The 24,900-nt window shown below is 63.9% G+C and carries 18 protein-coding genes; 2 read left to right on the forward strand and 16 right to left on the reverse strand.

Annotated features, from left to right (window positions below):
• Positions 1-5: 5 nt before the first annotated feature.
• The 15 genes from tssM to ACVWVP_RS21240 all read right to left on the reverse strand — a co-directional run bounded on the left by tssM (position 6) and on the right by ACVWVP_RS21240 (position 21,573).
• Positions 6-3,569 (reverse strand): type VI secretion system membrane subunit TssM, encoded by a 3,564-nt coding sequence (gene tssM, locus ACVWVP_RS21170; RefSeq protein WP_457407800.1) that lies wholly within the window; start codon positions 3,567-3,569, stop codon positions 6-8.
• A gap of 2 nt (positions 3,570-3,571) precedes the next feature.
• Positions 3,572-4,858, reverse strand: a complete 1,287-nt coding sequence (gene icmH / locus ACVWVP_RS21175) for a type IVB secretion system protein IcmH/DotU (RefSeq protein ID WP_457407802.1) — start codon at positions 4,856-4,858, stop codon at positions 3,572-3,574.
• Between the two features lie 15 nt (positions 4,859-4,873).
• The gene (gene tssK / locus ACVWVP_RS21180) at positions 4,874-6,205 is read right to left on the reverse strand and encodes a type VI secretion system baseplate subunit TssK (RefSeq protein ID WP_457407803.1); all 1,332 of its coding nucleotides are present in this window, start codon (positions 6,203-6,205) and stop codon (positions 4,874-4,876) included.
• A 39-nt stretch (positions 6,206-6,244) separates the two neighbouring features.
• Positions 6,245-7,627, reverse strand: a complete 1,383-nt coding sequence (tagH, locus tag ACVWVP_RS21185; protein ID WP_457407805.1) for a type VI secretion system-associated FHA domain protein TagH — start codon at positions 7,625-7,627, stop codon at positions 6,245-6,247.
• Positions 7,628-7,645: 18 nt separating this feature from the next.
• A complete protein-coding gene (locus tag ACVWVP_RS21190) occupies positions 7,646-9,607 on the reverse strand; it encodes a type VI secretion system Vgr family protein (protein ID WP_457407807.1) in 1,962 nt (653 codons plus the stop codon).
• Positions 9,608-9,613: 6 nt separating this feature from the next.
• Positions 9,614-12,250, reverse strand: coding sequence for a type VI secretion system ATPase TssH (tssH, locus tag ACVWVP_RS21195; protein WP_457407808.1), 2,637 nt, complete (start codon positions 12,248-12,250; stop codon positions 9,614-9,616).
• Positions 12,243-13,256: a type VI secretion system baseplate subunit TssG gene (gene tssG / locus ACVWVP_RS21200; protein WP_218172596.1), complete on the reverse strand. Its 1,014-nt coding sequence runs from the start codon at positions 13,254-13,256 to the stop codon at positions 12,243-12,245. Before tssG ends, tssH begins: the two co-directional genes overlap by 8 nt.
• The gene (gene tssF, locus ACVWVP_RS21205) at positions 13,241-15,118 is read right to left on the reverse strand and encodes a type VI secretion system baseplate subunit TssF (RefSeq protein WP_457407812.1); all 1,878 of its coding nucleotides are present in this window, start codon (positions 15,116-15,118) and stop codon (positions 13,241-13,243) included. Before tssF ends, tssG begins: the two co-directional genes overlap by 16 nt.
• Positions 15,115-15,633 (reverse strand): type VI secretion system baseplate subunit TssE, encoded by a 519-nt coding sequence (gene tssE / locus ACVWVP_RS21210; protein WP_457407814.1) that lies wholly within the window; start codon positions 15,631-15,633, stop codon positions 15,115-15,117. Before tssE ends, tssF begins: the two co-directional genes overlap by 4 nt.
• Positions 15,634-15,801: 168 nt before the next feature.
• On the reverse strand, positions 15,802-16,284 hold the full coding sequence (locus ACVWVP_RS21215) for an Hcp family type VI secretion system effector (RefSeq protein WP_176995461.1): 483 nt from the start codon (positions 16,282-16,284) through the stop codon (positions 15,802-15,804).
• A gap of 21 nt (positions 16,285-16,305) precedes the next feature.
• A complete protein-coding gene (gene tssC, locus ACVWVP_RS21220; RefSeq protein ID WP_176995460.1) occupies positions 16,306-17,805 on the reverse strand; it encodes a type VI secretion system contractile sheath large subunit in 1,500 nt (499 codons plus the stop codon).
• Positions 17,806-17,883: 78 nt separating this feature from the next.
• Positions 17,884-18,384 carry a type VI secretion system contractile sheath small subunit gene (gene tssB, locus ACVWVP_RS21225; protein ID WP_178918818.1) on the reverse strand — a complete coding sequence of 167 codons (501 nt, stop codon included), beginning with the start codon at positions 18,382-18,384 and terminating at the stop codon, positions 17,884-17,886.
• Between the two features lie 39 nt (positions 18,385-18,423).
• Complete coding sequence (gene tssA / locus ACVWVP_RS21230) at positions 18,424-19,473, reverse strand: type VI secretion system protein TssA (protein WP_457407817.1); 1,050 nt, start codon at positions 19,471-19,473, stop codon at positions 18,424-18,426.
• A gap of 78 nt (positions 19,474-19,551) precedes the next feature.
• Positions 19,552-20,586 carry a catalase family peroxidase gene (locus ACVWVP_RS21235; RefSeq protein ID WP_178918820.1) on the reverse strand — a complete coding sequence of 345 codons (1,035 nt, stop codon included), beginning with the start codon at positions 20,584-20,586 and terminating at the stop codon, positions 19,552-19,554.
• A 51-nt stretch (positions 20,587-20,637) separates the two neighbouring features.
• On the reverse strand, positions 20,638-21,573 hold the full coding sequence (locus ACVWVP_RS21240; RefSeq protein ID WP_457407819.1) for an anti-sigma factor family protein: 936 nt from the start codon (positions 21,571-21,573) through the stop codon (positions 20,638-20,640).
• A 488-nt stretch (positions 21,574-22,061) separates the two neighbouring features.
• On the opposite strand from ACVWVP_RS21240, the gene ACVWVP_RS21245 reads away from it, so the two are divergent.
• Positions 22,062-22,613, forward strand: a complete 552-nt coding sequence (locus tag ACVWVP_RS21245; RefSeq protein WP_176995456.1) for an RNA polymerase sigma factor — start codon at positions 22,062-22,064, stop codon at positions 22,611-22,613.
• A gap of 42 nt (positions 22,614-22,655) precedes the next feature.
• On the opposite strand, the gene ACVWVP_RS21250 is transcribed toward ACVWVP_RS21245, so the two are convergent.
• On the reverse strand, positions 22,656-23,693 hold the full coding sequence (locus ACVWVP_RS21250; protein WP_457407821.1) for an AraC family transcriptional regulator ligand-binding domain-containing protein: 1,038 nt from the start codon (positions 23,691-23,693) through the stop codon (positions 22,656-22,658).
• A 203-nt stretch (positions 23,694-23,896) separates the two neighbouring features.
• Here ACVWVP_RS21250 and ACVWVP_RS21255 point away from each other — a divergent pair, with 203 nt between their 5' ends.
• A complete protein-coding gene (locus ACVWVP_RS21255; protein ID WP_259175009.1) occupies positions 23,897-24,838 on the forward strand; it encodes a SphA family protein in 942 nt (313 codons plus the stop codon).
• The last annotated feature ends 62 nt before the right edge of the window (positions 24,839-24,900 follow it).

Consider the following 24,900-nt stretch of genomic DNA (forward strand, 5'->3'; position numbering starts at 1 on the left):
GGTCCTTAAAAACTGCTGGGGCAATGGAACGGCTCAAGGCTGTCACGCCGGAACGGGTTGATCACACTGCTGGCGCGCAACTGGTACGCCACGCGGTGGCCCTCCACGGTGAAGGTCAATTGCAATTGCTCGCCCTGGGCGCTCACCGCCGCCTTGTCCATCATGCGCAGCCAGCCCCAAGGGCCGTCACTGCGCAACGGGTTGACCAGCGCCGGCGTGGCGTCCAGGCGCACCAACCCTCCGGACTTGCCGCTGGGCAGGGAGATGCTGGTGAAGTCCGGCGAAGTGCCGGTGTCGTACACCACCGGCTGGCCATCGATGTCCAGGGTCACTTTGGTCAACGCCGGATCAGCCCCCAGGGCCTTCAGATCAAAACGCATCGACGGCTGGCGCGCCCCGGCCACAAAGAACATGTCGCGCAGTTTGGCGCCGCGCTGGAACTGGTTGAGCACATCCTGGGAAATATTCAGCGGCGTCACACCGGTTGACCGCCAGCGCCACTGGCTGCCGCTCATGTCGACGTAAGGCGCAAGGTTCTTGCTGAAAAAATCATCCATCAACCCACCCGGGCCGAAGAACTTGCCGAAGTCATCGGCGGTGGCATCACGCCCGGAACTGCGCACCAGCGGGTAGCGCCCCTCAATCGCCACCCGGCAGAACGGCGCGCCAGTGGCCTCCCACAGCGCGTTCAAGCGGGCCTTCTCGTTACCCAGGGTCAGCGCGCTGCCACCGGCCTCCACATCACGCAGCAAGGTCGACAAAGGCGCCGGCTGGGTGTCACCCGAACGCTTCAAGCGCCCCAGCACTTCGTTGGAGGGTGCCGGCGCAGCACTGCGGCGGGCCGCATCGGCGCTGTCGAAAAACTGCCCGGCATCTTTCAGCGAGGCCAGCACGTCATCCAATGGCTGCGGGCCGGTGCCGGTTCCGACCAAACGATGCAACGCCGCAAAATGCTGATCCACCGGGTTGGCCGAAGCGTCCGCAACCGCAGCCGGGGTGTCACCGCCCAAGGCCGATTGCAGTTTCTGGGTGGCGGCAGCGATTTTGTCGCGCACGCGCTGGTCGGTGTCCTTGCTGGTAGCCGAAGTCAGGGCACCGTCCAGGGTTGTTTCCTTGGAGACGGCTTGCAACAAGGCGCGCAGCAGTGAATCAGTGGCAGCCAGCGTATTGGTCACCTGGGACGCCTGGCCCAGGCCGGTCAACGGCACCAGGTGCACATCCGCGAGAAAGGTGTCCCACTGGCGGATGTAGTCGGCGTAATACAGCTCCAGCACCGCCGCCTGCATCGCCGGGTTGCCGCCGGCGATCTGCGCCGATTCCTGGCGATCGAGCACCCAACTGTCCTTGGCCATGTCGGCCACGGCTTGCGGGGTCTTGTCGGTCAACTCACGGTAACCGGCGATCCGGTACACACCGCTGACCCCACGGGACAACGGCTCACCACTGGCGCGGGTAAACAGCGACGATACGTCCCGCCCCACCGCGCTGTTGACGCTCAATTCCGGCAGATGTTGCTGATCCACCTGGCGCTTGACCCGGTTATAGATGCGCTGGGACAACGGCATGCTCGCCAGCGCCAGGCGCACCTTGGCGATCAACGCGCTGTCCAGTTGCACCGGTTCGGCTTCGTCATCGGCCTCGAGCAACGCCGCCACGTGATCCGACAATTGCTGCAACTGCGCCGGCGTCGCCTGGGGCAGTTCGCGGCGCCAGTCCACATCGACCCAGGCCTGCACCGACGGCGCGTCGAAGAACTGCCGCTCGCCCAGCATCAGGTAGGCGCGCAGGGTTTCATACAGAAACTCCTGATTGCTCGCATCACCCCGGCGCAACGCGTTTTCCATGTTGGCGACGATGTGCGGCAACAACGTACTGCGCAGCAGGCGGCGGTACAGGGTGATCGCCCCCGCACCCAGCTTGTTGCCCTGGTACAGGCCCATGCGGCTGAGCAGCGGCACGCTGTTGTCGGCGTCGCTGTAGCCACTGGGCAAACTGCGCGTGGCATTGAGCAACGGCAACGTCACCAGCACATCACCCTCTACCGGCAGTGCCTTGGCCAATTGCGCGACGTTGTTGGCGGCGCCAGACGCATCGGCGATCAATTGCAGGTTGCGGTTGTAGCTGATGGTCATCGCCGCCAGCAGCAACACGAACACTGCCGCCGCCGTGATACGCCCGGCCCGGCCAAGCAAGCGCCGACGCCGCTCCTCTTGATGATTGACCCCGGCAAGCCCGGCCTCCTTGAAAATCACCTCACGCAGCAACCGCGTGATGAAATAGCTGCGCCCGCTGGCCACATTCGGCGCCAGCACCTTGCGGCCCAGGCCGAACGAAGCCGCCAGCGAAGTCAGCACGCGGTCAATCGGGCTGCCTTCCTGGGTGCCGCTGGTGAAGTACACCCCACGCAACAGCGCCGGCTCCTGGTAGCGGTTGGTTTCAAACACCGTGTTGAGAAAGCGCGTCAGGCCATCGCCCAGGCTGGCAAATTGTTGCGGGAAGCTATAGAGCAAGGCACGTCGCGACAGGTCGCGCTCCTGCTGCAAACGCTCCAGTACCCGCCGCTGCAACTGGCGCTCCAACGCATCGAACTCGCCCGGGAACGACGCCAACCCCGTGTCGGGCTGCGGTGGCTGGGGCAATGGAAAGGTCACCCCCCACACCTGCGCACGCTCATCGCGGCCGAAGGTCTCGAAAAACTCCGAGAAGCCCGCCAGCAAATCGCACTTGGTGATGATCACGTACACCGGAAACCGCAGGCCCAGGCGCTCGTACAGCTCGTTGATGCGCGCGCGGATCGCCACGGCCTGGGCCTGGCGCTGGGCGTCGGTCTGTTGCAGCAGGTCGCTGACACTCAAGGCCACGATCACACCGTTGACCGGGCGCTGGCGACGGTACTTTTTCAGCAGGTCGAGAAAGCCGCCCCAGGCCGCCTTGTCCACCTCGGTGTAGCTGTCCTGGGTGGTGTAGCGCCCGGCGGTGTCGAGCAACACGGCTTCGTCGGTGAACCACCAGTCGCAATGCCGGGTACCGCCCACGCCGCCGATGGCACCACTGCCCATCGCTTCGCGCAAGGGAAACTGCAGGCCGGAGTGGGTCAGCGCGGTGGTCTTGCCGCTGCCCGGCGCGCCGACAAACATGTACCACGGCAGTTGGTACAGGTACTGCCCGCTCATCTTCCAGCCCGGGTTGGCCTTGCGCAGCACGGCCATGGCCGAGCGCATGCGCTCGCCCAGCTCAGCCACTTCGGCCTGGGTTTCACGCACGCCGGGCGCGACCGCTGGCGCCTCGGCGACGCCGGCCATCAGGCCACGGTTGGCCCGCCAGGCACGCCACAGGCGCCAGACGAAATAGCCCAGCCAAATCAGCATAAACAGCGCGATCAACCCCCAGCGACGTGACTCCGGCGCCAGCGGCTCACTGCCGTTGAACGCCAGCAGCGGGCCTTCGTACCACACCAGCAACGACAGCAGCGCCACGCCGATCAGCGACAGCAACCACGGCTTGAGCAGCCACAGAATAAAGCGCTCCACCGGGGACCATAACAATGAGAAAAACGAAGAAAAGTTCATGGTTATTGCGCCTGGGAAGGGATCAGCACGGTGATATCGACGCGGCGGTTACGTGCACGATTGGCCGCCGAATCATTGGGCACCAGCGGCTCGGTTTCGCCACGGCCCTCGCTGCGGTAACGCTCGGCTGGCCCGGCACGCTGCGCGAGCAAACGCGCCACGGTCTTGGCCCGCGCCTGGGACAAGTCGAAGTTGGACCCCAGCCGCGACGTCGCCGACGGCCGCACGTTATCGGTATGCCCGACCACCACCACATCCCCCGGCACCGTGGCCAGGGCGTCACCAATGCGCGCCAGCAGCCCGTCAAAATTGCTCGACACCTCGGCACTGCCGGAGGCAAACACACCGTCGCCGCGCAAGGTGATGACCGAGCGGTCGGCACTGTCTTTCACCGCCACCAGCCCTTGGGCCACTTCCGGCGCGAGGAACCCGGCCAGGCGCACTGGCGCCGGCGCCGTGGGCACCGCCACCTTCAGCGGCGAGGCCACACGAATCGAACCCAACTGGGCAAACACCGGGTCGGACGCACGGTTGAGCAGCCAGCTGTAAGTCAACTGCACACTCAACAACAGCACCGCCGCCACCGACGCCAGCACCCACAACGGTACCCGGCGCAGCATTGATGCTTGCGGGGCCTCGGCGCCACGCCAGCGCGGTGAGAGGTCCTGCTCCTGCTGGCCGCGTTGCTGGTTGATCAGTTGCAACAGGCGCTCGCGCAACAGGCCCAGCTGATCCAGGCCGCGCTCCAGCACCCGGTAGCGGCCCTCCAGGCCCAGGGCCATGCACAGGTACATCAACTCCAGCACATCGATGTGAGTACGCGGGTCCTGGCTGAGGCGCTGCAGGATCATGAAAAATTTCTCGCCACCCCACGCCTCGTTGTGGAACGTCACCAACAGGCTGCGGCTGCCCCACACCCCCGCGCCCCAGGGCGTACTGGCGATGGTCTCATCCACCAGAGTGCACAACGCGTAGCGTGCAGCGGCCACGGTTTCCACATCCACCTGGCTCGCACGGGCCTGGGCTTCAAAGGCCTGCACCGCCTGGATCAAGCGCTGGCGCAGGCTCTCCATGTCCGGCATCGCCGTCAGGGTGCGCAACGGCACCACCAGGTCCAGCAGCGGGTTGGCCGCCCGTACCAGCGGGTTGAGGCCCTGTCCGTGCAGCACAGGCGCGGCGCGTTGCACCGGCGCGGCCACAGTGGGCGACGGTGTGGCCCGGCGCCCGCCGGGGGTAGGGATCAGCAAGGTGCGGTCCGGGTCCTGGCCGCCTTCAAAAGTGTCGTTCACGTCAGTCACCTTGCCTTAATTGCGGATGGCCCAGAACTGCATATCGAGCCCCGGGAACACCCCGGCGATGTGCATGGCAAACCCCGCCGACTGGCTGAGCAATTGCCAATATTCGCTGCTGCGGTCGAGTTCGAAATAGGTGAAGCCGGCGTGGAACGGCAACTGCCGTGGCGCCACCGGCAACGGACGCAGGCCGATGCCCGGCAGTTGCAGGTTGACCAGGTCGCGGATTTTTTCCACCGAGCCGATCTTCACCTGCGGCGGGAAACCGTTGCGCACGCTTTCAGCCGACATCTGCGCCTGCACCGCCAGGATGAAGGTCGCCGAGCGCAGCAGTTCCTGATCGGGCAGCACCGCCACGCGAATCCCGTACTGACGCTCTTCCAGCGGGATCGCGATGGCGCGCACATCCATCACCGCCGACAGCGCGCGGCGCAGGTCGAGCATCACCGGGGCGAAGGTTTCCGCCAGGGCGCCATGGCGATACACCGGGTAACTGGCGGCACGCTTGTCATCACGGGTAAAGGTCGCCAACTCACCGGCCAGGGAGGCAAGGTCGCGGTACAGCTGTTCGGGGTGCAAACCGGTCATTGCCGCCAGGTGCCGTACCAGCGGCACGCTGCGGTTGAGCACTTGCAACAGCAGGAAGTCGGCGATTTCCGCCGCACCGCTGCCGTCCGGGCGGGTCAGGCGCGACGCCAGGGCTTCGACCCGTTGCTGCACCAGGCCCAGCAGTTCGTCGTTGAATGCGCGCAGGCGTTCGGCCGCACGAATATCCAGGCACGGCGGGCAGTAATCGCGGTCAAGCAGCACGCTTTTGTCGGCGCGTTTTTCCACCACGTGAGCAACGCCCAACACGCTATGGGTGTCGGCCACATCGCCTTCGAACGCCAGGCGCAGGCGCAATTTGCCGATGCTCATCAGCGCGCTGCTGTCCAGGCCATTGCTGTCCCAGGCCTCGTATTCGCTGCTGCGATGGCGGGCAAAGTTTTCAAAGCTGGGGTTGTCGTCGACCTCCGACACGCCCGGACGCAGGCTCGGCAAGGCCAGCACCACTTTCAGGTCGCGGGCATCGTCGGGGATCTCCAGGGGCAGCGGCATTTCATCATCAAACGGCAGGCCCACGGGTGTGCCGTCGGGCAATACGCCGCTGTAGGAGAGCAGCGACAGCTTGCCCATCGCCAACTGCTGCGGGTCGATGTCCAATTTGGAAAAACCCCAGCCGTAGGCGCGCAAGGTCGCGACCCGGGCTTCGAGTTGGGTTTGCAGAAAACGGTCATGCTGCTGCAGGTGCTGGGGCTGCAGGAGCATGCCTTCGGACCAGACGACTTTGTTGTTCCAGGACATAAATTTTTCTCATCAAATGAATGCGTTGCGTGGCCATGATCACGTGCGCATGCGGGCGACTTGTTCTTCGTAAGCCTTGGAAAACAGTTCGCCAAACAGGCGTTGCAGGTCCTCGTCGGCGTCCCGTGCCAGGTCTTCGTAGCGCTCCACCAGGCGGTCCCACAGGCGCGCCTTGCGCCGCGCCGGCATCCACTTGTCGAGCGCGCCGTGGGTGGTGCGCCGCTGCTCGACCCGGGCCGGGTCGAAGCGCTGCACCACCGCGCCCAGCGCCGCACGCATGCCGGCGATCACCGCCAGCTCGTGGGCCTTGAGGTCATCGAACGAGGCATTCAGCGCCTTGACCGGGCGCATGTAGGCCGGTGAATCGCTGTTGAGCATCTGGGTCAAGGCGCTGTCGGCGTCAGGAAAGAACTTCAGCGGGTTGTTGGAATAGGCACCGATCATGGTCATGTCGATGTGGCTTTCACGCTTGGTCAGCGCACGGGCCATCAGCACATCCATGGTGCCGCCCGTGGCGGCACGCAGCATTTCACCCACCAGCTGGGCGAGTTCGGTGGGGGTACGGGTGGTGTGCAGGTCGGGAAGGCCCAGGCCCAAAAGCAGGGCCGTGAGAACACCTTCATCCCCTGTGGGGGCGGGCTTGCTCGCGAAGGTCTCAAGGACGACGGGTTGTTCCTGGATGACCGCATGATCGTTCTTCGCGGGCAAGCCCGCTCCCACAGGGGATGTGGATAGCCCAAGTAACGGGTCGTAATCCTCCGGGATCACCTGGGGCTCGGCCTGCCAGATTGGCGGGTTGAACGCCTGCAGTTGCGGCGCCACATGGTCGCTCTCGGTGCCGCGAAACACCGGGGTCAGCGATGGGTTCAAGCCCAGCGGGTCCGACAGCGGCATCGCCCCGTCGAACAGCGAGTGGCCTTCGAGGATCCGCGCACCGGCCAGATCGTCGTGCAACAGCACCGGCACCACCACCTCCGGGTCGCGCACGAGCGCCTGCGGCACTTCCAACGGCGGCAGTTCGGCGGCCACGGGCGGTGGTGGCGGCACGAACAACGGCGGCAGGATGCGCGTGGCCAGGGCGTCGTCTTCGGGTTCCGGCGCCTGGGGCTGTTCCAGGCGCACGAGCAACGCGTAGTCGCCGATCACCAGGCGATCACCCTCCTCCAGCACACGCTCGCGGCCGTTGCCCAGCGGCCGTTCGTTGACCAGGCTGGGGTTGCTGCCGGTGTCGGTGAGGTAGAACTGCTCGCCGCGCAGGTCGATGCGCGCGTGCACCCGGGAGATGTATTTGCCCGGGTCGTCCAGGGTCAGGTCGTTGTCCGGCCCACGGCCAATGGAGCCGCCCACTTCGGTGAAGCGGCAGATCACATCGCCGGGCATGGGTTGGTCGCGGTAGCTTTTGACCAGCAGGATCAGGTTCATAGCGGGCTCCAGAGTGAGTTACTTGCCATCGTCGGCCTCCTTGGGCGGCAACGGCACGCCAGCCGGTCCGGTGGCGGCCGTGAGAGCCAGGGCTTGTGCCGCCGAGGCGGCTTCGGGCAGTGGCAGCGGGATGGTCGAGGCGACGATCATCGCCGGCGTGAGGGTCAGGAAAGTGGAGCCGACCTTGAGCGTGATGGTCGCCCCGGCCTCGATCACCACGTTCATGCCGCCCTTGATGTAGGTGTCCATGCCAGCGGTGATGCCGGTCTTCATGCCACCGTTGATGATCATGTTGGCGCCGGCCGCCATCGACACGTCGCCCGTGGCTTTCTCGTTGCGATGGCCGCCCACCGACGAATGCCGGTCACCGCCGACCTTCTCGCGCAGGTCCTGGTCGATCTTGGAATGGCGGTCGCCGCCCACCCAGTCCAGGGAGTCCTTGAGCACGCGCTGGTCGAGGTTTTTCTGCGCGTGCAGGAACACCTGTTCCGAACCCTTTTTGTCTTCGAAACGCAGCTCGTTGTAGCCCCCGCCCCCCTTGGACGAGTTGCTCTTGAGGGTCGAGCGTGTGGCGTTCTCCGGCAATGAATACGGCGGCATGGTGTCGGCGTTGTAGACGCTGCCCGTGACCAGCGGCTGGTCGGGATCACCTTCCAGAAAGCTCACCACCACTTCCTGGCCGATGCGCGGCGTGTATAGCGCGCCCCAGCGCTTGCCCGCCCAGCTCTGCGCCACGCGGATCCAGCACGAGCTGTTTTCGTCGCGCTTGCCTTCGCGGTCCCAGTGGAACTGCACCTTGATGCGCCCGTATTTGTCGGTCCAGATTTCTTCGCCCTGCTTGCCCACCACCATGGCGGTCTGCGGGCCGTGCATCAGCGGCTTGCGCGCTACACAGGGCGCACGGAACTGCTGCTGGCGTGACAGCGCGACAAACTCGCAGCTCAGCACCGGCGCGGGGTCGGCGGGCGGGGTAGGCTCGTAGGTGTCCGAAGACAATGCATAACGCGCCTCCAGCAACAGGAACTGCGCGTTCTGTTCGCTGCGCGGGTGTTCGGTCAGGGTCAACAGGGCGCCGGGGAACAGGCCTCGGGCACGGGTCGCACCGGTCACGCGCTGGGTGTCGGTGTGCAGCGACTCAATCAAGGTGCGCGCATAGGTTTCACCCTGTTTGCGTTCGGTGTACTTGCCCGGGTAGTCATAGCGCTCGTGGCGCGACTGCGGGTAACTGCCGGCCAGAGTGGACTTGGCCAGCAGGTTGGCGCTGGGCTTCTCGAAGTCGAAGTCTTGCAGCGTATAGCCGCCCGGTTCCACGTCGCCGCCCATGCGCCAGTCATAGATCACTTCGCTTTCGCGCATGGCGTGGTCTTCGGCGGGCATGAAGCGGATCTGCGCGTACCCCGGCGCCGGTGAATGCGCGCCGTAGGAGTCCGCCAGCACCAAGGTGTGACGCCCTGCGGCACTCTTGAAGTAGTAGTAGATGCCCTCCTGCTCCATCAGGCGGCTGACGAAGTTGAAATCGCTCTCGCGGTACTGCACGCAATAGGTCAGCGGCTTGTAGCTGCCGCTGAGGCCCGAGGTGTCGACGTCGGCAATGCTGTAGGGCGCGAACACCTGCTTGAGGATGTCCGGCACACTCAGTTCCTGGAAGATCCGGCAGTCGCTGGTCAGCGTCAGGAACCACAACCACGGGCGCAGCACCGCCTTGTAGGTGGCGTAGCGGCCCTGGCGCGTGCTGAACGAGAAGTGGCTGACATGCCCGCTGAAATAGCGGCTGCCGCCCTTGGGCAGGTCCACGGCCACGGTCATCTGGGTGGCCAGCAGGTCGTCGATGTTCAGGTCGGCGCGCTCGCTGTACAGCTCCACGTGGTATTCGCTGAGCTGGGACAAGCCTTCGCTCGCCTGCATGCGTCGAAACAACAGCACGTCGGGGCCGAGGACGCTGGTCACCTGGATCTCGCGATGGGTCTGGGTCGTTGCCATCGGGGCTTACCTCTCGGCCTCGGCCGTAAAGGCATAGGCAAACTCGCCCGCCTCCACGCTGACCTGCACTTGGGTCGCCGGTGTGCCCAGCAGCAGGCGGTTGAGAAATTCGGTGCTGATCGCCGGCAGCATCGAGTTGGTGAGGATCGCGTCGATCATGCGCCCGCCACTTTCCAGCTCAGTGCAACGGCTGGCGATCAGGTGCACCACGTCGTCGCTGTAGGTGAACGGGATCTTGTGGTTGTCGGCGATGCGTTTTTCGATGCGCCCCAGTTGCAGGCGGATGATGCTGCCGAGCATGGCGTCGCTCAGCGGGTAATACGGGATCACCACCAGGCGGCCGAGCAAGGCCGGTGGGAACACTTCCAGCAGTGGCTCGCGCAGGGCCTTGGCGATGTCATCCGGCGCGGGCGTGGTCTTCGGATCGCGACACAGGCGGCTGATCAACTGAGTGCCGGCGTTGGTGGTGAGCAGGATCAAGGTGTTCTTGAAGTCGATGATCCGGCCCTCGCCGTCCTCCATCCAGCCCTTGTCGAACACCTGGAAAAACAGCTCATGCACGTCCGGGTGGGCCTTCTCCACTTCGTCCAGCAGCACCACGCTGTAAGGCTTGCGCCGCACCGCTTCGGTCAGCACGCCGCCCTCGCCATACCCCACGTAGCCGGGTGGCGCGCCCTTCAAGGTGGAGACGGTGTGGGCTTCCTGGTACTCGCTCATGTTGATGGTGATCACGTTCTGTTCACCGCCATACAGCGACTCGGCCAGGGCCAGGGCGGTCTCGGTCTTGCCCACGCCGGAGGTGCCCGCGAGCATGAACACACCCACCGGCTTGCCCGGGTTGTCGAGGCCCGCGCGGGAGGTCTGGATGCGCCGTGCGATCATCTCCAACGCATGGTTCTGGCCGATGATGCGTTGGCCCAGGCGCTCGGCCAGACGCAGCACGTTATCGATTTCGTTCTTGACCATGCGGCCCACGGGGATGCCGGTCCAGTCCTGCACCACCGAGGCCACGGCCTGTTCGTCGACACTGATCAGCACCAGCGGGTGTTCACCCTGTTGCGCGACCAATTCGTCCTGCAACTGGCGCAATTCGATCAGCCCGGCTTCACGGTCAGTGGCATCGGCCAACTGACTGCGCAGGCGCTGGATCTGCTCCACCAGTGCCAGCTCGTTATCCCAGCGCCCTTCCACCTCATCCAGGCGTTCACGTTCGCTGGCCAGCAAGGCCTCGACCGAGGCACGGCGGCTGGCGGTTTCCACGCCAATCGCGGTTTCACGCTCGATAATTGCCAGTTCGGTTTCCAGGGATTCAATGCGCCGACGGCTGTCGTCCACCTCGGCGGGCGTGGCGTGCAGGCTGATGGCCACGCGGGCGCAGGCAGTGTCGATCAGGCTGACGGCCTTATCCGGCAACTGGCGTGCCGGGATGTAGCGATTCGACAAGCGCACCGCCGCTTCCAGCGCCGAGTCCAGGATATGCACCTGATGGTGGTCCTGCATGGTCTCGGCGATGCCGCGCAGCATCAGCAAGGCGCGGGCTTCGTCGGGTTCGTCAACCTGCACGGTCTGGAAACGCCGGGTCAGCGCCGGGTCTTTTTCAATGTGCTTCTTGTACTCGGCAAAGGTGGTCGCCCCGACGGTACGCAAGGTGCCACGGGCCAGCGCCGGCTTGAGCAGGTTGGCCGCATCACCGGTGCCGGCTGCACCGCCCGCGCCCACCAAAGTGTGGGTTTCATCGATGAACAGCACGATGGGTTTGACGCTGGCTTGCACCTCGTCGATCACCGAGCGCAGTCGCTGTTCGAACTCGCCTTTCATGCTCGCGCCAGCCTGCAACAGGCCGACATCGAGCGCGAGCAACTGCACCTCTTTCAGGCTTGGCGGCACGTCGCCCCGAGCAATGCGCTGGGCGAAACCTTCGACCACGGCCGTTTTGCCAACGCCCGCCTCGCCCACCAGGATCGGGTTGTTCTGGCGGCGACGCATCAGGATGTCGATGACCTGGCGGATCTCTTCATCGCGGCCCACGATCGGGTCCATCTTGTGGCTGCGCGCCTGCTCGGTAAGGTCGACCGTGAAGCGTTTCAAGGCTTCCTGCTTGGCGGGCGCCACCGCGCCGAGGTCTTCACCCGGCAACTGGTAACCGTCGCTGGCAGCCATCTGCGCTTCGGGCGAGTCGTTGAGCAACGCGGCGAATCGCTCGCTCAAATCATCAATGCCAACCTTGTTGAACTCCCGGGACACGCCATACAACCCGTTGCGCAGGCTCGGGGTTTTCAGCAGCGCCAGCAGCAAATGCCCGGAACGCACCTGGGACTCGCCGAGCATCAGGGTGGCGTAGACCCAGGCGCGTTCGACCGCCTCTTCCACCTGGGAAGACAGGTCGGTCACCGAGGTCGAGCCACGGGGCAGACGGTCCAGCGCGGCGGTCAGGTCGCGGGCCAATACCGCCGGGTCGATGCCGTAATGGCGCACCAGCCGCAACAGGTCCGAATCGGTGAGTTGCAGGATCTGCTGCAACCAGTGCACCAGCTCCACATAGGGGTTGCCGCGCATCTTGCAGAACACGGTGCTGCTTTCGATGGCCCGGTAGCACAGGCTGTTGAGTTTGCCGAAAAGCGCGACGCGACTGATATCAGCCATGGGCAGGTCCTTGAGAAGAAATGCGAGGGTTGATCAGCAATTGCCGATCATCGTGTTGAGGGGCTTTGCTGCTCAGCCAACTGGTCCAGCCCAGGGGCGCAGACCCCAGGCGCAGGCCCGGCAGCTGTTCTTTCTTGACGATCAGGTTGACGTCCCAGTCCATCGCCAGGCCGACGTACTGGCGCACCCAGTCCTGCACGCGCTGCAGGCTGTCGCCACCGGGCAGCAGGCGACGGGTTTGCGCGAGGTCCAGGGGGCCGATCAACAGGCGGAACTTGTGCTGGGTGTTCCAGACTTTCTTGCCCATCACCGTGGTCTGGCCGAGCACGGCGGCGTCGGGGCCGCTGCGCAGTGCACACAGCCCGTCGGCGGGCAAGGTCATCCAGTGGCCGACAAACTGCTCGACCTGCACCGGCACACCCAGGTAATCGCTGAGTAACGCCGCCAGGCCCTCGGCATTACGTGTCTGTGGCCCGAGGCGCCCGGCGAAGTGCAGCTTGGCCACGTCCGGCACGGCATTGCGGTTAAGCAACGACGCCTGACCGATGCCGATCAATGAACCCAGGTACTGGGCGAAACGGTCCGCCCCCGGCCGGTCCAGGCTCACCGCCGGTTGGGCACTGGCCCAGGCGCGGTAGAACAGGCTGATCATGCGGTGGTGGAACACGTCGCAGAACGCGGCCAGGGTCGGGTCATTCAGGTTGCGCTGGCGGTCGCGGATGTATTCGGTGAGGTGGATCGGCAGCGGGCCATTGGCGCCCATCAGGCCGAAAAAATTCAACAGCAGCTTGGGCGTCACACCCGGCTTGAGCGCGGCGATCATCGCCGGCTCGAACGCCAGCGACGGTTGCTGGCCGAAGCGCACGGGCTCATCCGCGGGGCGCGCGGCCTGGCCGATGCGCGGCAACTGCGGGAACGCGCATTCGAGTTGGCGCAGCGCGCCGTAGAAGTCGAAGCGTCCGGGGTGCGCCTCAAGGGCGCTGAGCAGGCTCAGAGGATCTCGCATCTGCCCACCCGCGCCGGCCACTGCATGATCACACCGCGTGCCGTGCTCTTGATCACCGTTTCAGTGAACGAATTGAGTGACACGTACTTGGCAAAAAACTGTTCCAACACCGAACCCAACACAAACACACCAGCGCCTTCGAAGGCCGACTCATCCAGGGTCACGCTGATTTGCAGACCGCGTCCGTAAGTGATCGGCCCCGGCAGTGGCAGACGCCGCACGATGCTCTCGGCGGTGACGGAACGCAGGCCTTCGATCTGCTTGTGCGCAGCTTCATCGTCGATGCGGCAGTACAGGCGCAGCAGGTCGCGCAAGGCGGTGGCGCCCTGCTCCTTGTCCTGATCCAGCAGCGACAAATAGTTGAGGGACAAATGGCTGACCAGCCGCCACGCAGTTTCCCCTTCGGCAAACGACGCCGCCGGCACCGTCGGCCCGGCCACGCAACGCACCGACTGCACCGGCGCGCCGCTCTCGACCGTGAAGTCGGTACGGCCGCTGCCCACCGGCATGCTCAACACCAGGTCGCGGTTGCTGCACAGGGTGTCAATGCCCAATTGGCGCAAGTCACTGCGGTGCGGCGCTTCCTGGGCGTCCACCAGCGACAGGAACAGCTCGCTGCCGATGTAGCTGGAGCGCGGCCCCTGGCGCCGTTGCTGTTCGGACAGCACGCGGGTATCGCGGCGCACCTGGTAGAAGGCCTTCGGTGGCGTGCGCGCATGCAGGTCGTTGGCGCGGTAGAACGATTCGAACGTCTGGCTGGCCTCGGCGCCGCTGCCGTAGCCGGTGACGCCTTCGATCTGGTAGATCTCGTAATCCATCGGCCGCGTGCGGTCCGGGATCACGTGGTATTCCGATTGCTGATCCGACAGGTGCACACGCTCGGTGCGCATCGGGAACAGGTTGATTGCCGGTGTGCAGTACAAGCCGAAGTTGGCCGCGCTGAGGCTCTGTTCCAGCACCGGGTCGAGCTTCTTGAACAGCACGATCACGTCCAGCTGTTCGGCCGCGCAACGGCTCACGCTGTTGGCCAGCCCGACGATGTCGGCAAACAGGAAGCGCTGGGGCATGGCGAAGTATTCCTGCAACAGCCGATAGCCCTGGAACGAGCGCGGGCCCGTGGGCAGCAAGGCTTCACTGTCGCTGTAGCCTTTGCTGCGAATCGCGCTTTTGGGCAGGAACTGGTGCCAGTCCACATGCTCCTGCACCGGCATCACCAGCACCCCGGCCGCCTGGGCCAGCAGGTGTTCGAGGATGCGCGAGGGCATGGCTTCGCCGCCACGGATGTGCAGCGCCAGGTCGTCCAGGGTCAGGTCGCTGAAGGTCAGGCCGGCGCCCACGCGCAAACGCAGGCGCAGCGCCGCCTTGACCCCACCGAGGCGCGACAGGTCGACCCCGGCCACCTGCGCGCCGCAGGCAAAGTAGCGCGCCTCCACCAGTTCCACCGGCCACAGGGTCACGTCATGGGCGGTGCGGAATTCGCAGGCGGTCTGGTCGCCCTTGCCCAGTTGGCTGTGCAGCGCGCTGTCACGCGGCACCTTGAACCCTGCAGCGAGGCTGCCCTCGCTCATGTCCGGCTGCAGCTGCACCACGGCCATCGACGGCGTGGGCGCCAGGTATTGCGGATACACCAGTTCCAGCAGGTGGTTGGTAAAGCGCGGAAATTCGGCGTCGATCTTCAACTGCACACGGGCCGCGAGGAAGCTGAAGCCCTCCAGCAACCGTTCCACATAGGGGTCGGCGCAGGCGTAGGTTTCCAGCCCGAGGCGGCCGGCGACCTTGGGGTAGTCGCGGGCGAATTCGCCGCCGACTTCCCGCAGGTGGGCCAGTTCACGTTCGTAATAGCGCAGCAGTTTGGCGTTCACCGCACGTCCCTTGTCTCGATATCGAAGACCCGGGCCTCGCCTGCTTCCAGGTCGAGTTCGGTCTTCAGGTACAGGCGCTCGGGCAACGGTTGGCCCCATAACTCGCCATGAATTTCAAAGGCCATCTGGTTAGGACTGGCCGCCGCCCCCGAGGGCGCCACCGGCACCACTCGGACGCTGTCACGTAAAATCCGCGGTTCGAAATCCCAGATCGCCTGGCGGATGCGCCGCCCCAGCTCTTCCCGGTCCAAACCTGCGGCGGTCTTGCCGGCGAGGTCCGGCAAACCAAAATTGATCACCGACTGACCCGCCAGCGGGTGTGCGCTGAGGTCGCGGAAACTGCCCAGGCTGGTGCTGTTGAGCAGCCACCCCAGGTCACGCAACACCGCCTTGCGCAGGCCGCGCATGGACAGCACACGCTTGTCACGGGGCTCCACGGAGTGCTCGGTGTCGTCGTCGCTCAAGCGATCGAGCAACGACGGTTGCAAACGTTCACGACTGGTCAGCTCTGCCATGGAATTACGTTTCCTGTAGTGAGCGGGCTTGCCCCGCGCCAGCGCCAACCCGTACCAATCAAGGACGCCGTGGCGTTTCAGACAGACCGAAGCGAATGGGTTTGGGGCGGCTTCGCCACCCAGCGCGGGGCAAGCCCGCTCACTACAGGGCCTTTTCCAGAGCCTGAGTCAGATCTTCTGGTTCTTCTCCAGGTCCCACTTCTTCGGCGTGCCGGTGATCACGGTGTCGCCGGTGAAGGAGTCGTACTCGTAGCTGATGGTGGTGAAGTTGATGGAGAAGGTTTCGCTCGGGCGTTCGCCATTACTGCTGGCGGAGTAGGAGCTGATGATGGCCTGGCCGAGGATCAGCTTGAGGAACACCTGTTGCTTCTTGTCCGGGCCGCCGGTCTGGATGAAGTGGATCTCGGCATCGCCCAGGCTTTTGCCGCACACCGCCTGCATGAACAGGTCGGCCGAGGCCAGGTCGGTGGCCTTGGTCAGGGAGATTTCCGAGAACGACGGGTTGCTGGTGTCACGGTCGGTGCCGCCGCCGCTGATGGAGATCGCACGGCCCACGCCCATCTGGATGGCGTCGATGGTGATCCAGTCCTTGTGCGCGTCGACGGTGGAAGTGCCCTTGATTTGGGTGCCTTTGAAGTTGAGCAGGATCATGGTGGTTACCTTTCAGGTTGATCAGTTGGATTTGGTAGACGGCAGCTTGGAGACCAGGCGCAAGGACACGGTCAGGCCTTCGAGCTGGTAGTGCGGGCGCAGGAAGAACTTGGCGCCGTAGTAGCCGGGGTTGCCTTCGATTTCTTCCACCACCACTTCGGCGCCGGCCAGGGGCTTGCGGGCTTTGTCGGCGTCGGTGGCGGTGGCCGGGTTGTGCTCCACGTAGCGGCCGATCCAGTTGTTGAGCCACACCTGCATGTCGTCGCGTTCTTTGAACGAGCCGATCTTGTCGCGCACGATGCACTTCAAGTAATGGGCGAACCGGCAGGTGGCGAACAGGTACGGCAGGCGCGCGGCCAGGTTGGCGTTGGCGGTGGCGTCCGGGTCGTCGTATTCAGCGGGTTTGTGCATCGATTGCGCGCCGATGAAGGCAGCCAGGTCGCTGTTCTTCTTGTGCACCAGCGGCATGAAACCGTTCTTGGCCAGCTCGGCTTCACGGCGGTCGCTGATGGCGATTTCCGTCGGGCAGGTCATGTCGACGCCGCCGTCATCGGTCGGGAAGGTGTGCACCGGCAACCCTTCCACCACCCCACCGGATTCGATGCCACGGATCTGCGAGCACCAGCCGTAGTGCTTGAACGAACGGTTGATGTTCACCGCCATGGCATACGCGGCGTTGGCCCAGGTGAAGTCCTTGGCGCCGGCGCTGTCGGTGGTTTCTTCGAAGTCGAAGGCTTCCACCGGGTTGGTCTTGGCTCCGTAGGGCGCACGGGACAGGAAGCGCGGCATGGCCAGGCCCACGTAGCGCGAGTCTTCACTGGCGCGGAAGCTGCGCCAGGCGGCGTGCTCAGGGGTCTGGAAGATCTTGGTCAAGTCCCGTGGGTTGGCCAGTTCCTGCCAGGATTCCATCAACATCACGCTAGGGTCGGCAGCCGTGATCAGCGGGCAGTGGGCCGCCGCGCTGACGCGGGCCATCTGGGTCAGCAGCTCCACATCCGGCGCGCTGTTGTTGAAGTAGTAGTCGGCGACAAATGCGCCGTACGGCTCGCCGCCGAACTGGCCGTATTCCTCTTCATAGAGCTTCTTGAAGATCGGGCTCTGGTCCCAGGCCACACCCTTGAACTTGCGCAGGGTCTTGTGCACTTCGTTCTTGGAAATGTTCATCACCCGGATCTTCAGGGTCTCGTCGGTCTCGGTGTTGTTGACCAGGTAATGCAGGCCACGCCAGGCGCTTTCCACGCCCTGGAATTCCTCGTGGTGGAGGATGTGGTTGACCTGTTCGGTGAGCTTCTGGTCGAGGGCGGCGATCAGGCCCTCGATAGTGCCGAGCACGTCGTTGGGCATCAGCTGCGTGCCTTGCAGCGCCTGTTCGGCCAGGGTGCGCACGGCGGTTTCCACCGCTTCCTTGGCCTTGTCGGTCTTGGGCTTGAACTCTTTTTGCAGCAGGCTGGCGAAGTCGCCGGCGTCGAACGCCGTGGCGGGGGCAAGCTGCCCTGGCTGTTCAGATTGGGTGGTGGACATGAAGGCATCCTCAAATTTTGGGCAAAGCGTCCCCGTACCGGGGCAAACGGGGCACCGGCGGCGTTAACGTTGTTTCAGTTATTCAGGTTGTTTGGGTGCACTGCTCAAGGCTTGCATCACGGCCGGATCGCTGAGCAGCTTGGCCAGCAATTCCTCGGCGCCCACCTTGCCGTCCATGTAGGTCAGCAGGTTCGACAGTTGGCTGCGCGCCGTCAGCAGCTGGTTGAGGCTCGGCACCTTGCTGGCGATGGCGGCCGGGGTGAAGTCGTCCATCGATTCGAAGGTGATCTCCACCGGCAGGTTGCCTTCGCCGGTCAGGGTGTTGGGCACCTGGAACGCCACGCGCGGTTTCATGGACTTGAGGCGTTCGTCGAAGTTGTCGATGTCGACTTCCAGGAACTTGCGCTCGGCCACCGGTGGCAGAGGCTCGGCCGGTTTGCCGGAGAGGTCCGAGAACACGCCCATGACGAAGGGCAACTGCACGGTCTTTTCCGCCCCGTAGATCTCCACGTCGTATTCGATCTGCACACGTGGCGCCCGGTTGCGAGCGATGAACTTCTGACTGCTTTCTTTGGCCACAGGAATAGCTCCGGTGAGTGGGGGTGAGTACTAAAAGGGTCAGTCGTCGCTGTTGCGAACACCGCTGACCAGCGCCAGTTGCGCGAGACCGTCGGGTGCGAGGTCTTGCAGCAATTCCATGAAATTCTTGTCGATCAGCTTCTTGGCCCGTTGCAGCAGAATCGGCACCGGGCTTGCGGGTTCAAAGGTCTGGAAATACGTACACAGGCGGTCGATGGTCTGGCGTGCGTCTTCGCGGCTGTTGATCTCACCGCGCACGGCTTGCGGCGCCGCGACAGCGATTGGCGCCGTGGCAGTGACGACCGGTGCCGCTTCGACGGGCGCAACACCCGGCAGACGGCGCCGGATCACCTCGCCGGCACGGCGCAACAGGGTCGCCAGGCCGCTCAGGTCGATGGCACGGCCCACGCCGACCTTCTCGGTGAGCAGCTGCTCGATCTGCACGCTGTGCTTCAAGGCCTGCGTCAGGGCCGCCTCAGTGGCGCTCAAGTCCTGGGGATCGGCTTCGGCAAATGCGCCGTCGATGATCGCCAGGTTGGCGTTCTCGCCGTCACTTTGCTCGCCGGTGGCCGCCTCCACCTGTCGCAGGCTCACGCGGCCCAGGCTGCGGGCACTGACCAGCGGCGCATCGAGCACGTCGCGCAGCAGGCCGGTGGGCTCGCACAGGAACGCAAGAATGTTGATGCGCAGCAGTGGGTCGTTGTCGTCATCGGGGTCCAACTGCGGGTGCAGGCCGTCCCAGCAGTTTTCCAGCAGGGCCTGCACCAGTTCCAGGCCTGCGGCAAGGCCATTGAAGCCATTGAGGTTGAGTTGGGCGCGGGTCAGCCAGATGGCCAGGCGCAAGTCGCGGCTGCGCTCCATCAGCGGCAGTGCGAGGGTCATCACCCGCTTCCAGCTCGGCTCGATGGCCTGGGTGATGGTGTCGCCGTACTGCACTTCGGGCTTGCCGAGGGCTTCTTCTTCCAGCTCAAGAAACTGGGGGTCGTACTCGAAGTTCTGGCCACAGGCGTCGGCCTCGCCCTCTCCCAAGAGCAGGGGCAAGGCCAGCGCGGTGAAATCCAGTGGTTGAGCTTCGGTGGGCAGGCCCATCGTACTTCCCTCGTTCAAGTTGTTCTGGGAATAGAACAAGCGAGGGAAATGATTTATTCCGCGCGGCGAGAAAAATTCTTAATGCGCGCGTTCTTCCTCGACACGCCGCCGATGGGATTCGGCATACGCGGCTTCGCGGGCCATCAGCAGCGGGTCATCCGAAGGGCCGATGCCGGCCGGCAGTTCCAGCGGGTTGAAGTCCACATCGCGGCAGGCGCCCTCCACCTGGGACTGCTGGCGGTCGATGACCAGGGTGCCAGCATTGATCTGGCGGCGCCCTTCCGGCCAGCGCACGGTGGCGTCGGTGGTCACATCGCCGGGGTTGGCCAGGGTGATGATCAGGTGCCAGCGCACCGGGCCTTGCTCCAGCCGGGTGGCGAAACCGAAGGCGAGGAAGTCGGGGTCGCGCGATTGCCCGGCTGTCATGGGCTTGTAAGGCGTCTCTGGCACCATGCTCCAGCGCACGAAGTGCACCCGGCCGCTGGCGTCAGTCATGCGAAAGGCATTGACGCTGTAGAACGTGGAGTTATCAAACCCCGACGCTTCCGGGTGGGAGGCCAGCCAGTTCTCGAACGGGCGGATTTCGGGGTGGCTGTTTTTGAAAGCCTGCATCTTTTGCGGGTCGGGGCCGCTGCCGCCATATTCCGGCATCGAGGCGCGCAACTGTTCGTAGAGGCCTTCGGGGGTGTTGACCGGGAACACCGGCACGGAATTCATCGCCATGTACCAGGCCTCCCCTTCCGCATCGGCCAGGCGCAGGGCCATGCTGCGGATCATGCCATGGACATCGGCCTGGGACGGGTCCCCCCCGGCCGCCGACAAGCGTCCGATCAGCGGGAAGTTGCCACGTTGTAACAAGGACGCGCTGGAAATCTCTACCGCATTACCGTTGCTTTCAAAATGGCCGCTGATGCACTGGCCCTTGGCATGGTTGCGACGAAACCCGGGGTGAGTGCCGCCCGCCACGGCTTCCATCTCATCGACGATTTGCACGGCAGTAGGGGACGCAGGATGAAACGACGGCAGCAGCCAGGCAGCGAGGCCTGTGACCACCACGGCAGCGAGGGCGAGGGGCAGGTAATGACGTTTTTGCAGCGAGAAGGTTGTTTTCATCTAGCTATCTGAGGTCGCGGCATTGGAAACCCATGCCCGACCCCAGAGCGGTTATTTCTGGATAGCGGCGATCCACATCGGTGCAGGCACAGCAGCAAACAGCTGGGCAGCACTTCGGTCGGCGACAAGTCGGGCAACGGCGTTGAGGTCTACACCTTGTTCGGGCTCGCCGATCAGGGCGTAGCCCAGTTCAGACTGGCGCCAGGTTACTACGTTCATCTGCGCGACGCTTTGCTGGGTGATGGACTGGTCCGGCTTGGGCTCCTTCATCACACACAGCGCCACCGGCGCACCGTTGGCCGGCAGGTACACCAGCTGGATCAAAGCCTTGTTGTTGAAGCGCAGGCGTTGCACGCGCTTGAAGGTCAGGCCGGCGGAACTCAGGTCGGGCACGCGCAGGGCCAGGCCGTCGATGTCGCGGATATCGGCGAGGGTCTTGGTCACCACGTCCGAAGGCTGTGCGCCGTAGGCAACGGTTTCACGGGTGTAGAGATGCTGGTAGGCAGCAGCCTGCTGAACCCAGGGAGAGGTCTGGGCAACGGCCGGCGCACTTGCATCAAAACCGGGCTTGAGGGCACCGCTGAATGCACCAACCTGGAGCACCAGGGCGTAGCAGGCGGCACCGGCAACGAACGTCAGGGCCGGCCATGCAAATTTAGGTTGGAGGAACGCGAACAGGCGCGAGAAAACGCTGTCTGCTTTACCGGACGGATGGACAGCCGCGCGTTGGGCAGGCGCCGGCTCGGGTTCGGCCGCCGCCGAATGCTGGGCAGCCAGGGCCGCGATACTGAGCTTGAGGCTCTCGGGCACAGGCGGCAGGTTCTGGCGGGCGAAGGCTTCTTCATAAGGCAGGCACGAAGCCATCAACCGAGAGACGCGCTCAGCCAGGTCCGGCGACGCATCGATCAGCCGCTCAAGCTCCTGGTTCTGCTGCGACGAAAGCTCGCCGTCAACATAGGCCATTAGCAAGGCATCATCCGCTACCATGGGGTTATCTCTCCGTTTGTCATCATCAGTTTCTGCTAGGTGGTTCTCGGCCTTATGGGCCGAAGCGGCGAGTCAGCGGGTAGCGACAAGCCATCATATTGACATCATCAATGCCCTGGCAACAGGGGCCAAAGCACTTTTAAAACAGCCGCAAAAACACTCGGCGACACGTACAAAGACATTAAGAAAACACCCTGGAACTGAAAATATTCCCAGGGCCGAATAAATCTTATATGTTTCACCATGTGTTAGGGGTACTTTTCCTGACACGATTGTCAGAATGTTTGGCCTGGTACCTGCATAAGCTGTCAATAACCTTTCAAAACCCTGCCAAACTGATACATTTTGTTAACGACTTGATACAATTCGCCGTCATCAAAGGAGCCCCAGCACCGCAAAAAGGACGCCGCGACACAGGCATCCGCTACGGTATCGACCTCGTAGCCTGACCGCACCATTTTAGGCATCAAGAAATAAAAAGAGGAAATATGTCGATCACCGGTGCTGACTTACCCGCACTGCTTCCAGAACTGCTGCCACGCCTGTGGGCATTCGCGTTGCGCATTTCCGGCGACAAGCACGATGCCGAAGACCTGGTTCAGCTCGCCTGCGTGCGTGCGCTGGAACGCTCCCATCAGCTGCAGCCCGACACCTCGGTACTGAGCTGGATGTTCTCGATTGTCCATTCCACCTGGATCAACGAACTGCGTTCACGCAAGGTGCGCAGCCGTTCGCGCATGGACTGGAACGACGAATTCCTGGAAACAGTCAGTGACCCCGAGGCACCCAACCCGGAATCGGACCTGATGCACCGGCAAATCATCGAAGCCGTGGAAAAACTCCCCGACGGCCAGCGCGAAGTCATGCTGCTGGTGGGCGTCGAGCGCTTCAGCTACAAGGAGGCGGCCGAGATGCTCGACCTGCCGATCGGTACGGTAATGAGCCGGCTGTCGCGGGCGCGTCAAGCGATCGGCGCGCTTTTTGATTCGCCAAAAAGCAAACCTTTGCGCGCTCGCCCCGCCAACTCGTCAACCTCCTGAAACCGCTCTAGGCCGGCGTCCGCAACGGGACCACCCGAAGGACTACGCCAGCCCTCCTCCCTCCCCGCGAAACGCACTGGGGCTCACCCCCGTCCAGCGCTTGAACGCCCGCCGAAAGCTGCGCACATCGCTGTAGCCAACCTCTTCGGTAATCCGCTCGATCGACAACCCCGGGTTGCCCAGCAAGCCCATGGTGCGCGCACGCCGTACCTGTTCCAGCAGGCCTTCGAAGGTCAACCCGTGCTCGGTCAGGCGCCGGCGCAGGGTGCGGCCGCTCATGTTCAGGTCGCTGGCGACCTTCTCCAACTGGCTGCCTTGCAGGTCGCGGGAGATGGCGCGTTCCACGGCCTGGATCAGGTCCATCTTCTGGTGCAACTGCGCACTTTCCAGCTCAAGTAATTCCAAGGCCTGGCGCAACGCCAAGGCATGGTGATTGGGCAAGCGCACGTCCATCCAGTGCGGCGCCAGCACCATGCGGTTGTGCAGGCAGCCGAAGCGCACGTCATCGCCGAGCAGGCGCTGGTACTCCGTTGCATAAGGCGGCGCGGCGTGCATGAACTCCACCCGCAACGGCATGAAGTCTGCCCCTACCAGTGCTCGGCCGTACACCATGATGCTGGCGAAGAACTCTTCAGCAGCAAACACCTGCACGTCGGCGTAGGGCAGCAGGCATTCCACGTCGATAAACACTTCATGAGCGCTCTCATGGGTGCGGGTGGTGGCGATGCCGCCGGAGGTGTGCTGGTGGCGCTCGCCGATGGCGAAGGCGTCGCGCAGGGTCTTGCACAGGGAAATCACATGGCCGAGCAAGCCGAGGGTGCCCAGCACGTTCTGGTGCCCCACACACAGGCCCAGGCCCTGGTCGGGCAGCACTTTGAGCGCGCGCTGGATCATTGCTACCGCTTGGCGATAGGAAATGCGTTGGGCTGGGTCATCCAGGTCGGCCAGGGTAAAGCCCAGGCCACGGCACAGCGCTTCGGCACTGGCGCCCTTCTGCGCCACCACCTGCCCAAGGGTCTGCAACAGGAACGGCGACACGAGCGCCAGCTCGAATTGTGGGTCAACGGCTTTCCTTTGCATGGATCACGGGTTCCTGACTGAGTGCTTCAGTTCTTGTTTTAGAAACATTCTGACAATCATAGGCGCTTGCAAGAGTCGTTGCATACTGAGTGAAACCTGTCCGGCAAAGTCCCCCTATCTGTCCTCCAAAACCCTGCCTCACTGCGCGCCGAGGGCTTATTTCTATGGCCTGCGGTGCCCTAACAATAATAAAGAGGCCAGACATGAACCCCACCCGTGCGTTTCACCCCCTGCATGTTGCGCTGTTAAGCCTGATCAGCCTGCCGGCCCTGGCCACCGAAGGCGGCGTCGACAACATCGGCCCCGGCACCGATGGCTTCTACATCCTGCCCCTGGACGTGAACAACCTGCCGGACCATATGTTCGCCTTCAACCTGTATTACAACCACTACGAGGCGCGCAAACTGGACATCAGCTCCCTGGGCGGCAAGGTGCCGGACGTGCGCATCAAGTCCGACGCCATCATCCCCCGCCTGGATTACCTGAGCCCGGTGCGCATCTTCGGCGGGCGGCTGGGTGGCTATATCGCGCAGCCCTACCTCAAACAGCAGGTGTCGTTGTTCGGCATGTCTGACACCCGCGAAAGCATGGGTGACACCACCGTCGCGCCGATCATCCTGTGGGACATGGGCAAGGACCTGACCCTGGCGGCCGCCGTGGAAATCACCCTGCCCACCGGCGAATACGACGCCACGCGCCTGGCCAACACCAGCAACAACTTCTACACCTACAAGCCACTGGTCTCAGCCACCTGGATGCCCAACGCGCGCACCGAACTGTCAATCAAGACCACCTACAGCTTCAACGAAGAGAACCACGACACCGACTACCGCTCCGGGCAGATCTTCCACTTCGATTATTCGGCCAGCTACAAAGTGACCGACAACCTGAGCCTGGGGGTCAACGGCTACTACCTCAAGCAGACCACCGACGATAAGCAGTACGGGCGCACGGTGGTCAACATCTTCGGCGAGGACGTGAACGACGGCGTGCGCGGGCAGGTGTTTGCGATCGGTCCTGCGGTGTATTTCACCTTTCTCAAATACGCCAGTGCGGAGATCCGTTGGGCCAAGGAGTTCGACGTGAAGAATCGGCCAGAAGGCGACATGTTGTGGGCGAAGCTGACGATTCCGTTTGCCCTGTAAAATGTGGGAGCTGGCTTGCCTGCGATGGCATCACCGAGGTGTGACTGACACACCGAGGTGCC

This window comes from Pseudomonas sp. TE24901 (genome assembly GCF_054058375.1).